This window comes from Mucilaginibacter sp. SG564 (assembly GCF_013149275.1).
Taxonomy (GTDB): Bacteria; Bacteroidota; Bacteroidia; order Sphingobacteriales; family Sphingobacteriaceae; genus Mucilaginibacter.
Genome location: NZ_JABGNA010000011.1, coordinates 111,583 through 125,184 on the forward strand (window position 1 = coordinate 111,583; position 13,602 = coordinate 125,184).

Sequence of the window (13,602 nt, forward strand, 5' to 3'; positions counted from 1 at the left end):
TACGCGTTAATATTTATGAATTAATTTTGATCTTCCTGTCGGATATATAAGGCACTATGGGGTAGATATAGTCAATCGGGTTAACGCCTAATTTCTCAGGCGACGACCCAATAAAAACCGATCGCCTGCCTCGTATACTGATCGTTCCCTCCTGATCGATTTCGACCATAGCCCATAGTGGATCTTTATAAGGCACTGTATATTTTACCGCAGGCTTGGCCTTGTCAACAGCTTCCGAATAGCGAATCTCTTTATATTTATCACCCAGCCATTGGTAGGAGGCGCTATTGATCTGCACGTAGTGTATACCGTTGATCTGGTTATAATAATCCTGATGATGATGCCCGCTTAGTACTAATATCACTTTGTGCTTATTCTTTTGATTGGCTTGTTCAAGCGTATAGCGCATTAGCGTACCATTCTCCAGTCCGCCGGCATCATTATCCAAACCCTGATGACAGCATATTATGGTGGGTAAGGTTGCTCCATCAAGATCTTTCTTTAGCCATTCCACTTGGGCCGGAGAAATAAAGCGAGCATATCCTGGGGAGCTGTCAGGCGAGGGATTGTGTTCATTTCCATCCAAAACCACAAAGTGAAAACCGTTGATATCAAAAGAATAAAATTTTGCCTTCGCTTTCCAGAATTCAACCACCTGATCGCGTGTGAATCCACCATCAGTGTCATGGTTGCCAATTACATGATATTTGGGGCCGTTAAACTTATTCCAAACATCCATTAAAGGAAGGTTCTCCTTTTTGGGAAAGCAAAGGTCTCCCATCTGGATAATAAAATCCGGTTTTTCGGTATTCATATTATCAATAAACGCCGATAAACGATCCATCCCATCATATATCAGATCATGGTGCAAATCGGCAATAACACCAAACCTGATCTTTTTATCTTGCGGCTGTAATTGCAAAGCAACGGGTGAAGCTATCAGCTTTTGAACAGGGGTAATAGCTAATGCACCAATCGTTAGTTTTTGAATAAAAGCCCTTCGATTTTGATTTTTCATGGTATTATATAAACCAAGTTTATTTTATTACGCTATCTATAGCCTCGCCAATAGGATTTACCGATGTGAAATTAAAGTCTAATAATTTGGCTATAGTTTTTGCATACTGGTCCTGATAAATCTGTCCGCTGTTTTTCACTTCGCCCAATGATTTTATTTTAGGTCCGATAGCCATTAACCAGGTATCGTTGGCGTGCGGAATACTGGCGCCATGGCTTGTCCATTGCTTTCCTTCTCCCCGCCCATGATCGGGCATCACTATAATGGTGGTATTGTTCTTATAAAAGGGATCTTTTTGCATATAGTTCCACAAGCTGCTGATCATTGCGTCGATATTGTGAATGGCATCTAAATACAGATCATAAGTGCCCCCGTGAGCGTGATCGTCGGTATCGGCCAGGTCAAGGTAAACTACTTTGGGATGTTTAGCGGCGATGTATGATTTGGCAAGCGCGTACGTAGTGGCATCTAAACGCTCACCATCACCCCAAATCTGAGGTTCATAGTGTTGAATTTCATTGGCCAATTTTTCAGCTTCCGTAAGGTCATTCCCTTTGATATCTTCAAACGGGTTGTTGACCATTAAGCCATTCCGGTTACGGTTGATGATTCTGGCTACAGCATCCCAGGAGGCAAAAGCCACCACCTTACCCTTATATCCTTTTTGCTGATCAATAAACTCTAATACATTTTTATTAGGGTTATCTGGATAATCGTTAGAGTTTACTTTAGGATCGGCATACCCTGTTAAATTTTCATTCCGACCAGGGTATGAGAACCAGTATGGATTTTTCACATTTACCAGGCTGCCCAAATCACGGTTGCCATACAATTGCCCATCTTTTGCAAAAACACTCCACACAAAAGGCATTAGCTTAGCTCTTCGCTCCCGCTGATCATCAGACCAGTACTTTTTTATTCGCTGAACAGAGTCCTGGGAGTTGTATTTTTTATTCAGTATCAATGCTTTCTCGGCGCCCTGAAAAACTTCGTGCCACCGCAAACCATCTATAGATACGATGAGGATATTTTCTGCTTTGTCAGCAGGAACTTTTTGGGCCGAAACCGTTACACTGATCAACAGTAGAAACAATAAGGAGAAGGATGTTTTTTTCATTTCAATTAGGATTAAAAGTTCTATTGGCTAAGCTTCATATTTGATATACTGGTCATCAAAACTGCCATTGCTATACAAGTTCAATATAGAGTATCCCGGCACCGTTTGTTTATAAGAGCTTTTGCCATCGTCGCCCGGTTCCCACCAAAAGCCACTGGCTGCACCGTTACACAAGTAACTTACATCGTTATACCAAACTTTATCTAACAAGTGAATGTGCCCGCTCAGACAAACTTTGATATTTTTGTTTTTATTGAACACTTCAATAAACTTCATAATATCCAGGTGGTTATAGCTACCGCTTACTTTAAAAGGGCCTATAAAATCAGGTTTATTATCAATAATGCCCGTGCAGCTCAGAAGAGGATAATGTGACATGATCAATGTTGGCTTCCCATTGCTGGATTGTACATCTTGCACAAACCAATTCCATTGATCTTCATCCAACATACCCGGACTTTTTGGATGATTGCTATCCAGCATAATAAAGTGCCATCCATTTTTATCAAAACTGTAATAGTTATTTTTTAAACCCAGCATTTTTAGCACACCGGGTTTACCAAAAAGTTCATCACCTTTCCCCTGCCACCACATATCATGATTGCCAAGCACACTGTACATCGGGATATCTTTTACTAATTCAATACTATCCTTCCAACAGTTCCATAATTCAATTACCCTCTCTTTTTTAATATTATCATAATCTGCCGCGTATATAGAATCACCACCATTCAATATCAGGTCAACCTTATCTTTTTTGATCATTTCCAAGCACTTCTTGAAACGGGCTACTGCATTATACTCGGGCCTGATGTGCACATCGGTAATGTGCGCTATCTTTAAAACCCTTTTTTTCTTTTGCTCATAATTTATTGGCGATGCGGTAACTGTGTTACTTAATACTGCTGCTCCGCTAACCAAGCCGATTTGTTTAATTAGGTCCCGTCTTTTCATACATATAGTTTGTAATTAGAATTGGCGCTGTCGATGTCAAATATAAATACTAAACATTAAGTTTACAAATACTATACAAAAATTAATACATTTTAGTAATTTATTTAACATGGTAAGCTTCAAATCAAAGGAGATCTGCATTTTTGAAAGTATAGCTGTAAAAAGGCGATTCCTGTGTATTAACGTTAGCTTAATGATAGAAGTGACTTTAATATCGTGATAATTATTTATGCTCGTGTTATAACCGGCTGCAAGGTAAAAAAGGGCCTAAACAACATAGTTTAGGCCCTTTTATTTCATCAATAATTAAAGGAGATTTTATAAGATCAAACCGATTTATCCAATTATGTACATTTTACTTATCGGTATAAGTCGATAATTTTCCCCAGATCGACCGTTTGTTTGGGATTAAAATCTGCAGAGTCCATATAACTTATTAAACTGTACAGTAACTGTTTTGCTTCCGGCCGTTTATCCGCATCCGATAACAAGTCGATACCTGATATGATCAGTTTCCCGTTACCTGCGCGACATTCAAACACCAATCCAAGCGACTGCGCGGTCACCCAGTCATCAATAACCCTAACAATAGGCTGTAAGCCTGTTGCCACTGAGTCCAGGCGAATTGCGCTGGAGTGAGACATAGCATCCCACCATTGCCAATTACTGTAACGCTGCGTTGGGAACTCTTTTAATGCAGGGTGTTTAGGATCGCATAAAATGCCTAAAGTAACCGGAGGCTGACTATGAGTCCAAGCGGTATTCCAGAATATGCTTGAAAAACCAATGGCTATATTCCCCCCCTTACTCCCTTTAAGGGCTCCTTTTTTTAACGTCAACAATACGTTGCCGCCTTTATTTAGAGTTTCAACCACCTTGTTGTCAATAGTATTTACAACCATGATATTTTGGTTAACTTTAGACAGTACCGCTGGATAGACAAATATCTCCCAGGAGTTTTCATAGCCGGCAACAGATACGGTAAGTGTAAGTTTACTTGGTTTAGTTATGGAATTTAGTGTTTGCTTAATTACACCCAGCTTTATATTATTTCCTAAAGGTATGATTGTTGTGGCAAGCCCTCCTTTAAATAATACATTACCGGCATCATTCTTTATACTCCATTGGGGGGTTACATGGTTTAATACTCTTTGGCCAAACTGCGCAACTTCCACGGGTACCGTAAATGTTTCATTATTAAGGTAGATCATTTTAGGCAAACGGGCCAATGGTACAACAGCATTGCAAAACTGGCTATATTCTTTTCCGGTGATATATCCTTTATCTCTCCAAAATGGATTAAGCACACCAACCAAAGCAGTTCCCTGCCCTGGGAAATCATTTAATCCCAGTAGTTGAAAACCGCCAAAACCAGGCGTACGTAACGCAGCTTCAATATCCGCCTTATAGCATAAAACCTGCAATTTTCCAGACGCGAAAAGGAAATCTTCGGCCAGATTTTCTAAACCATTCTTTTTTAGCTGATCATGGAAGATCTCAAAATTCCTTGCTTTCAATACACCATCATATTGGCTTATCTCCTTAAAATCAGGATAAACGCACCATTGCCCAATTTCGTGGCTTACGGTTGGGTGTTGCCAATTTTTAATAATACCGGTCCAGTCATAATCTGTCCGTGGTGCTTGACCGTTGATAATGCTTTTAAGCCCTTGCCCCCATCCCTGGATTCGGGGATCGGGTGTACTGTTATAATCACTACTATTGATGATAGGCCAACCCGAACCTGTAGAATACAAACGACGGGGATCTTTCTGTTTCCAATAACTTACAAAATCAGTCAGGTATTTAACCAGGTTTTTACCATTTGGTTCGTTACCATAGTTCATCATACAAAAAGATGGATGGTTGCCGTAAACCTTTACTATCCGGTTACTTTCATCATAGATATATTGATCCAAAGGGTTTCCATCTCCAATTGAAGCGCCCTGATTTGCCCAGGATGCGCACTCAATTTGAAAATAAAAACCTAACCGGTCGGCGGCTTCAAAAGCAGCATCTGGCGGACACCAGGAATGAAAACGCAAATGATTTAGTCCATAAGATTTGCAAACGGTTAAAATTCGCACCCATGATTGCAGATCTGTTGGCGGGAAACCGGTTTTAGGATAAGCCGCGCATTCTAAAGTTCCACGCAGAAATGTAGGCTTACCATTAATAGTAAATTGTGTGCCCCTGCTTGAAAAACTCCTCATGCCAAATGTAACCGATCTTTCCTCTTTTTCATTCGGGGCAGTAACCAGCTGAACCTGCATTTTATAAACATCGGGGGTAAATTCGCTCCATAATAGCGGCTTTTCGCCCATTGGGTAAGTTATTTCTATAACAACAGTATCCTTTGTAACAGCTATTGCTTTTGCCATTGGCCTTAGTGCAGGCGCTTTTGCACATGTAGCCAACAAATTAATGGTGGTGCTAACTGTTTTCCCGGTATGATTAATGATCTGTACATGTGCCTTAACCAGCTTGTTTTTAATATCCGGATATAGCTGTATATCATCAATGTATACTAAAGGCTTGGCTTTCAGAAATAATTGCCCAATCATCCCATTCCAGTTGGTTTGTGTATGATCAGAAATACTATGCGAATTTTGACCTACATTAAACTCCTTTACCCTGTTATCTACACGAATGGTTATTTGATGATTACCGGGAGATAATTCATTAGAAAGATCAAAAACCTGAGCAGTGGACAGGCTGTTTTGCATGCCAATTTGCTTATCATCAACCCAAACAGTTGTTTCCCAATGGCTTCTTTCAATATATAGTTCAACATGCTTTTTAGACCACGTTGTAGGGATAGTTACTGTTTTTTGATACCATGCGGCACCTTTATAATATTTAGCGGGCTGAAGCCAGAATGGCACTTTGATATTACCTGGCTTGCGATATTGCGCATACGCTGGGCTCTGAAACCAGGTAGAATCCTCAATACTCCCAGTCCATGGAGTATTTATGGTGATATCACTCCCCAATCCATTTGTAGTCATGGAGCCCGGAAGCGTGATATTACCAGCCAGACTATTTGCATACCATTTTTGCGTTATTCCCTGATCGAGTGAATCGATCTGGAAAGCCCACTTACCGGCAAGATCTATTTTGTAATCTATTACTACAGATTTTTTTTTCGACTGGCCTTTAACAACGTTTATAAGCGTTAATTGTAAAAAGGCAATTAACAAAAGCAAGATTAGTTTTCTCATCTGTTTATAATTGGTATTTATAATTTAACAGAATGATCTGGTTACTTATGGAAGCAACCAGATCAAAAAGGTGAAAAGGCAATTTAGGTTATAACCAATTGATTTTTACCAATTGGAGTTTTGTTTCATTAATGGATTACTATTGATCTCGTTTTGAGGGATCGGGAAATAATCATATTTACCAGCTACGTAAAATTGCTTCCCTACTTTATCGCTATTGGAGATTTCCTGCGATAGTTTTCCCCAGCGTTTCAGATCATAAAAGCGTTGGTTCTCTCTCGCAAATTCAATCATCCGCTGGTGCACTATTTCGGTCATCATCTGATCCTGGCTATACCCCCCCGGTAAAGCAGCGAGTTGTGCCCTATCCCTGATCTGTTTCATGTAAGGATAAGCATCCTGCACTTTTCCCTGCATAGTTAAAGACTCTGCAAGTAACAACAGCACATCGGCGTAACGGAAAGCCCGCTCATTGTTACTTGAGGTATAATCCGAAGCGCCGCTTGCTCCTGTTAGCTCATTATTTTGGGTATAATTCTGATACTTTTTGAACATGGAGTGATAGCCGAACACCAGCGTGAAACTACTAAAAGGCTTGTTATAAAAAGTACAACCAGGATAATCCCAAACCAGTGTAGCGTACATCCTTGGATCGAAATCATTACTTGTAGTTTTTTCTTTTTTAAACTCATTAAAAAGCTTGTCAGTAGGGCTCACTTCAAACCATCCGCTTACTTCTGATGGCGCAAACTCCTGTGCAGTAGTAACTCCTAATGATTGCTGTGCATTTTCGCCGGCCCATGGGTTAGTGCCGCCAACATCAGCCAGTTGGATCTCAAACACCGATTCCTGATTGTTCTTTTTCGAGGCGATAAAGTTATCACCATAGTTAGGCATCAACTGATATGATAAACCTGTTACCTGCTTCAAAGCAGTTTCCGCATTAGCCCAGGCTTTGGTGTATACATAAGCTTTACCCTGGTAAGCCAGGGCCGCACCTTTGGTTGCCCTGCCTACCCATTGCGAAGAATAGGATGCGGGCAGATCGGCCCCAGCTGCAGTAAAATCAGCAATCACCTGCTGCCAAATAGCGGCTTCGGGAGATTTGGCTGTAAAATAGTTCTCTGTTGTAGCCGGGACGGTCAATATCAATGGCACATCTCCAAAGTTAATGGCCAGGATAAAATAATTTATGCCTCGCAGAAATTTAGCTTCGGCTATATAGGCTTTTTTCGCGTTAGCATCCAAAGGCACTTTATCAATGTTAGCTAATATTTGATTTGCCCTAAAAATAGCCCGGTATGATATGTTCCACAGATCATTGGCAGGGCCATTGTCTGGTGTGTTGGTAAATGTTGATAGTTTGTACAGATCGGCCACATCGTTACGGATAAAAAAGTCGTCACCACGACCATTAGCAAGCTCAATACCCCTTACTCCATAAAAACCACCATTTACATCCCTTAACAGCCCATAGGTAGCCGCGAATGCGCTTTGCACATCGGCTTCGGTTTTCCAGAAAGTTTCGGTGGTTATTTTATTGGGGTTTTGAAGTTCTAATGTACTTTTCTTACAGCTGCAAACTATAACAGCTATACAAAATATGATTATTAAATTTTTCATAATTTTAATTTTTATAGCGCTTATTGATTACAATGATAGTTGAACACCCAGAGAGATGGTTCTGGCCAGCGGATAAGCCACATGCCCAAAATCAACACCCCGATCAAGAATACTCAGTTGAGCACTCGTTGCTCTGCCCAAATCGGGGTTAAAACCAGTATAGTTTGTTATTGTAAAAAGATTATCAGCACTTGCATAAACACGTAAAGAAGTTATCCTCATTTTTTTTACCAATGCACTATTTAAGGTGTATCCAATTTGCAAAGTTTTCATTCTTAAATAAGAGCCATCTTCCAGAAAGCGGGTTGATGTGCGGTTATTAAAATTAGGATCGCTGGTAACCGCTCTGGGAATATTAGAATGATTAGTAGGTGTCCAGGCGTTAAGCATTGATTTGGCATAATTAAAATCGAGGTTGGTACTTTCCAAATCCTGCCTTAAGCCATTATATATCTTATTGCCCTGAGAACCCTGGAAAAACATATTGATATCAAAACCATACATGGATGCATTTATGCCAAAGCCATATTCAAAATTAGGGAATGGGCTGCCTGCGTTAACTTTATCATTATCATTGATCTGTCCGTCGCCATTCGTGTCCTGGAATTTAACATCACCAGGGGCAGCGTTAGGCTGAATCGGCTTGCCATTTTTGGTATAACTATCAATTTCGGCTTGTGAATTAAATACGCCGATATCCTTTATCAGGTAAAAAGAGCCTATTGAGCCGCCAGCTTCGGTTAAAGTACTTGAAGCACCGTGATGGGTAGGCTGGCCACCAAAAATTTGCTGTGTACCCGTACCAAGTGCTATTACCTTATTTTTCACCGCGCTTATTGTACCATAAACGCCATAGTTTAATTTACCTATATGATCATTAAAATTAACACCAACCTCAATACCTTTATTACGCAGATCTCCGGCATTTACTACCGGATTTGAAATTGATCCAGCAGAGCCTGGTATGGGAACGTTTAAAAGGAGATCGGTGGTTTTTTTAATAAAATAATCAGCAGTTATATTCAGTCTGTCCTGTAAAAAACCTATATCTAAACCAATGTTTGAAGTTTTGGTACTTTCCCATTTAATGTTGGGAGAAGCAAATGCTGTTTGAATGGCCCCGAACCATTTTTGTTGATCGGCACCAACAACATAGTTTATATTTGACGAGATAGCCGCACTGTACTGATAATCCCCAATTTCCTGGTTACCCAGCACACCATAACTGGTCCTTAATTTTAAAGTTGAAAATGTATTTTTTAAAGATCCAAAAAAGCTTTCATTTGAAATATTCCACCCCAATGCAATAGAAGGATAATCACCGTACCGGTGAGCGCTTCCAAATCTCGATGAGCCATCATGCCTGAAACTGGCGGTCAAAAGATAACGGTTATCATACGAATAAATAGCACGTCCGAATATCGATACCAGGTTACTTTCAGTTTTGTTGCCACCGGTGGTTGATATACCGGCTCCGGCATCTATCTGGTCAATACCATCAGGCAAGTCTGTTCTACCTGCTGCGGTGTAATTATATTTAGTGCTTTGATAAGCGTAACCAGCCAATGCCTGTATACTGTGTTTGCCAATATGCTTATCATAGTTCAGGGTATTTTCTAACAAAGTCATTACCGTCTGATCTTTGCTCAAACTAATATCATTAGTTGGATGTGAAAACAGGGTGCCCACTACATATCTTTTAGAGTAATCATAATTGCTGTTAAAGCCATTGGTATATCCCAGATTTAATTTATAGTTTAAACCAGGTAAAAGGTTTACCTGGGCATAAGCATTAGTTATGATATTAGTAAACTCCCGGTTAATATTTTCCAGATTTAACTGGGCAACCGGATTGGCCACGTTAACCACCGGGCCATAAGCCCCGGCGTAACCACCTACAGCAGTTGGATCATAAATATTAAAAACAGGGATCATTTTTGCTGCTGATCCTACCGGGTTACCACCCTGACCACCCCAGCCACCGGGCATGGTGATGAATTTTTCTCTTGATAGCAATACCGTTTCGCCAAACTTCAATCGCCCTTTGGTTGTTTCTGTTTTAACGCGTAAGTTATAACGCTTATAACCGGTTACATCCACAATACCCTGCTGATCATTATATCCACCTGATACACTGTATTTGGTTGATTCGCTTCCACCACTTACCAGCATATTATACTGTTGAACCGGGGCTGTTCGGTATATAGCATCCTGCCAATTGGTACCAACACCCAACTGACTTGGATTTTTGGCAATATCAAGTCTGGGCAAACCAGCGTTATCATGCGCCATGTTACTTACAGTGGCCCACTCCTGGGCATTCAAAACATCAATTCCATGCGCTATTTTTTGCTGACCATAATTCGCGGTAAATTGTACCACAGGAGCGCCATTCTTACCCGCTTTAGTGGTAACCAATACCACACCATTTGCAGCCCTTGAACCGTATATGGCCGCGGCAGAAGCGTCTTTCAATACATCAATTGATTCAATATCAACCTGGTTCAGGTAGTTGATACTTGCTGTTGGTACACCATCAACAATATATAACGGGGCTCCGTTTCCTAATGTACCAACCCCCCGGATCATAATTCGTGTTCCGGCACCAGGATCACCACCAGATGCTTCTATGGTAACGCCGGGCATTTTACCCTGTAATGACCTTGTAACGTCACTTACACCCTGAGCCTTGATATCTGAACCTTTAACCGAAGCTGTGGCACCGGTAAGATCAGACCGTCTAACCGTTCCGTACCCGATCACCACAACCTCATTTAAAGCGGTTTGGGCTTCCTGTAACTTTACGTTTATTTCGGTACTACCATTAATGCTAACTTCCTGTTTGGTGAATCCTAAAAAAGTAAACTCCAATACAGCCTTATTATCATTAACAGTAATGGAGTATTTACCGTTACCATCTGTAACTATACCGTTATTGGTACCCTTTACTTTAACACTAACGCCCGGCAATGGTAAGCCCTTCTCATCCGTAACCGTACCTGTTACTTTTACTGTCTGCACTTCATCGGTTACTAAAGCCTTTCTTCGTAGAACAACAGTATTGTGATTAATGGTATAAGTTACAGGCTGATTGGCAAAACATTTTTCAAGTGCCTGTAAAAATGGTTCATTATTCGCCGAAAGGCTAACCCTCTTTGTTTCATCCAATACCTCGATCTTATACAAAAAATGATAACCCGTTTGCTGTCTTAATTCCTCAATAACTTCTTTCAGGGAAGCATTTTTCAAATTCAGGTTTACAGTTTGGGCATAAGAGCTGGCATTGGCCTGAATAATAGTGGTAATTAATAAAATTAACACAAGTTTCATCACCCTAAAAATTTTAAATGGCATACAGGAGACCCTCCTGCATGGAAATGCAATATTATCTTTATACATTTGAAAAAAGGTTTAATTAAATTGGTTGTAGAAGCAATTGATTGTTACCCTTTTAGCTGCTTAAAAAGCAAGCCTATTTAACCGGGGGCGCTGCAATCGCTCCTGGTTTTATGGTAACTTATTTATAGTAGTAATAAGTAAGTTTATGGCATTACGATAATCTTCCTCCCTTCTATTTTAAAGTGAACTGTACCGGTTAATTCTAATGATTTTAGCACCTCGGCAACACTATCGAAACGAGACACTGTTCCACCAAAATCCCGTTCATCAACTTTACCGTTATACACAACTTCAACATCGTACCATCGCGAAATCTTTTTCATGATACTCTGAATGTTTTCATTGTTAAATATGAAATATCCGTTTTTCCACGCTACGGCTTCCTCTGTATTCACAGAACCGATATTAAATGATTGCTGCTGATTTAGTGTAGCTTGCTGTCCGGGCTTCAGGTATGCCTGATGATTGCCGGTTACTAACTTTACAGCCCCCTCTAAAAGGGTAGTTTTAATAACTCCTTCGTCTTTATATGCGTCGACATCAAAATGTGTTCCCAATACTTCGATACTCATTTGCTCAACGGCGATTTTAAAGGGCCTATCTTTATTTTTTGCCACTTCAAAGTAGGCTTCGCCTGTTAATTCTACTTTTCTTTCATGACCAGTAAAAACGGTTGGGAATTTTATAGAAGAGGCAGCGTTGAGCCATACTTTGGTACCATCAGATAAAACAACCTGATATTGCCCTCCACGGGGTGTACTGATCATATTAAATAGAGCTGCCGTGCTCCGTGCTTCACCTTCTTTGGCGTTATAAACAATTTCCCCTTCTCCGGATTTGCCTATAACAACACTTCCTTGCTTTGATAATAAGCCTTTCCTGGAATCGGTGAGATCAATATTGGAGCCATCGGCGAGTGTTAAGGTAGCTTTGTTATTTCCCGGCATCACTGGTCTTTTCGCATCCGCTGATGAATTTTGGACCAATTCAATTGATGCATTATGGACTTTGTAACTAACAAGCCATATTAAACCTAAGGCAAAAATCAAACTGGCGGCTACGGCTATCCAATATTTTTTAAACCCTTTTTTTGGCGCATTAATTTGATGATTGAGCTTGTATAATATATCAAGTTTAATTGCCTCTTTATTTCCCATCCCCTCAGTCCATGGCAAATCCTTCAATTCAAAATTATCACGATATGCTCCAAGTTGATTTATCTCTTCCGGAGTACAATTGCCAGACTGATATTTCTCATAAAGTTCAATAAATTCTTGCGGGCTCATAAAAAAGTTTATCCGGTTATTGGGGTATAGAGACTTTTTTGGCACCGGACACACATAAAATAAAAAATATTTTTTCTGGAGTGGTAAAATGTCAATATTAATTGTAATACGTACAATTTATTATTGAATTAATTCCCTACTTTTATTTTACCAATTATGCATTTAAACAATTGCTCCGATTCTGAATTGTGGGAGGAAGTAACACGCGATAACCCCAAAGCGTTTGAAACACTTTTTGAGCGTTATTGGAGCGTTATTTACAGTACTGCATTTTCATATTTAAGGGATAGAGAAACTTGTTCGGAAATAGTACAGGATATCTTTTTAAACATATGGCAAAAAAGGAATGAGTTTAAAATAAGCTGTTTAAAAAATTATCTTACATCTGCTGCACGGTATCATGTATACAAAAAGTTAAAAGTAAAAAGATCCACTGCCATATTATATATTGAAAACTACGATCATGTTTCCACAGTAAACAATGTTACTGATTGTGTTGACGAAAATATAACTTATTTAGAGTTAGAGAAATCTGTAGAAATCTCGTTGAATAATTTGCCTAAACGTTGTCGCGAAATTTTTCTTTTGAGCAGGAGGGGTAATTTAACAAATGATGAGATTGCTCAGCAGCTGGGTATCTCAAAACGTACGGTAGAGAATCAAATTACAACAGCTTTGAAATTTCTCAGATCTATACTGAAAAATACTGCTATAATCATATTAGCCATCATCAAGTTGTTTTAGTGGTTAAGCCGTATTGTTACGCCGGGTGGCGATTGTTTTGGAATAATACTTTATGTTATATTTACTGAGTAAAAGACATATTTTAACAAACAACTAAGCAACAAAAAGCGCTCTGTATCTCACCCCAGAGCGCCATTCAATGTTCCTACAAACATCGATCAACTAAACTCAGATCTCTACAATCTAAGATCTTTACTATTGCATAGAGTTATTATTTTAAATACATGTTCTGTATTTTCA

Annotated in this window: 8 protein-coding genes; 1 reads left to right on the plus strand and 7 read right to left on the minus strand. The window is 39.7% G+C overall.

Annotated features, from left to right (window positions below; translation table 11 throughout):
- Positions 1 to 13: 13 nt before the first annotated feature.
- The 7 genes from FHW89_RS22880 to FHW89_RS22910 form a co-directional block, all read right to left on the minus strand.
- On the minus strand, positions 14 to 1,018 hold the full coding sequence (locus FHW89_RS22880) for a metallophosphoesterase (protein ID WP_172337375.1): 1,005 nt from the start codon (positions 1,016 to 1,018) through the stop codon (positions 14 to 16).
- Between the two features lie 19 nt (positions 1,019 to 1,037).
- The gene (locus FHW89_RS22885; protein ID WP_172337376.1) at positions 1,038 to 2,135 is read right to left on the minus strand and encodes an alkaline phosphatase family protein; all 1,098 of its coding nucleotides are present in this window, start codon (positions 2,133 to 2,135) and stop codon (positions 1,038 to 1,040) included.
- Positions 2,136 to 2,162: 27 nt separating this feature from the next.
- On the minus strand, positions 2,163 to 3,089 hold the full coding sequence (locus FHW89_RS22890; protein WP_172337377.1) for a metallophosphoesterase: 927 nt from the start codon (positions 3,087 to 3,089) through the stop codon (positions 2,163 to 2,165).
- A 359-nt stretch (positions 3,090 to 3,448) separates the two neighbouring features.
- The gene (locus FHW89_RS22895; RefSeq protein ID WP_172337378.1) at positions 3,449 to 6,310 is read right to left on the minus strand and encodes a sugar-binding domain-containing protein; all 2,862 of its coding nucleotides are present in this window, start codon (positions 6,308 to 6,310) and stop codon (positions 3,449 to 3,451) included.
- A gap of 105 nt (positions 6,311 to 6,415) precedes the next feature.
- The gene (locus tag FHW89_RS22900; protein ID WP_172337379.1) at positions 6,416 to 7,933 is read right to left on the minus strand and encodes a RagB/SusD family nutrient uptake outer membrane protein; all 1,518 of its coding nucleotides are present in this window, start codon (positions 7,931 to 7,933) and stop codon (positions 6,416 to 6,418) included.
- Positions 7,934 to 7,960: 27 nt separating this feature from the next.
- Positions 7,961 to 11,263 (minus strand): TonB-dependent receptor, encoded by a 3,303-nt coding sequence (locus tag FHW89_RS22905; protein WP_172337380.1) that lies wholly within the window; start codon positions 11,261 to 11,263, stop codon positions 7,961 to 7,963.
- 212 nt (positions 11,264 to 11,475) lie between these two features.
- Positions 11,476 to 12,618 carry a FecR family protein gene (locus tag FHW89_RS22910; RefSeq protein WP_172337381.1) on the minus strand — a complete coding sequence of 381 codons (1,143 nt, stop codon included), beginning with the start codon at positions 12,616 to 12,618 and terminating at the stop codon, positions 11,476 to 11,478.
- A 156-nt stretch (positions 12,619 to 12,774) separates the two neighbouring features.
- Here FHW89_RS22910 and FHW89_RS22915 point away from each other — a divergent pair, with 156 nt between their 5' ends.
- The gene (locus FHW89_RS22915; RefSeq protein ID WP_172337382.1) at positions 12,775 to 13,362 is read left to right on the plus strand and encodes an RNA polymerase sigma factor; all 588 of its coding nucleotides are present in this window, start codon (positions 12,775 to 12,777) and stop codon (positions 13,360 to 13,362) included.
- Positions 13,363 to 13,602 lie beyond the last annotated feature (240 nt).

Coding starts and splice junctions, on each gene's coding strand:
- FHW89_RS22880 (WP_172337375.1), bottom strand. CDS start 1,018: ATGAAAAATCAAAATCGAAGGGCTTTTATTCAAAAACTAACGATTGGT.
- FHW89_RS22885 (WP_172337376.1), bottom strand. CDS start 2,135: ATGAAAAAAACATCCTTCTCCTTATTGTTTCTACTGTTGATCAGTGTA.
- FHW89_RS22890 (WP_172337377.1), bottom strand. CDS start 3,089: ATGAAAAGACGGGACCTAATTAAACAAATCGGCTTGGTTAGCGGAGCA.
- FHW89_RS22895 (WP_172337378.1), bottom strand. CDS start 6,310: ATGAGAAAACTAATCTTGCTTTTGTTAATTGCCTTTTTACAATTAACG.
- FHW89_RS22900 (WP_172337379.1), bottom strand. CDS start 7,933: ATGAAAAATTTAATAATCATATTTTGTATAGCTGTTATAGTTTGCAGC.
- FHW89_RS22905 (WP_172337380.1), bottom strand. CDS start 11,263: ATGAAACTTGTGTTAATTTTATTAATTACCACTATTATTCAGGCCAAT.
- FHW89_RS22910 (WP_172337381.1), bottom strand. CDS start 12,618: ATGAGCCCGCAAGAATTTATTGAACTTTATGAGAAATATCAGTCTGGC.
- FHW89_RS22915 (WP_172337382.1), top strand. CDS start 12,775: ATGCATTTAAACAATTGCTCCGATTCTGAATTGTGGGAGGAAGTAACA.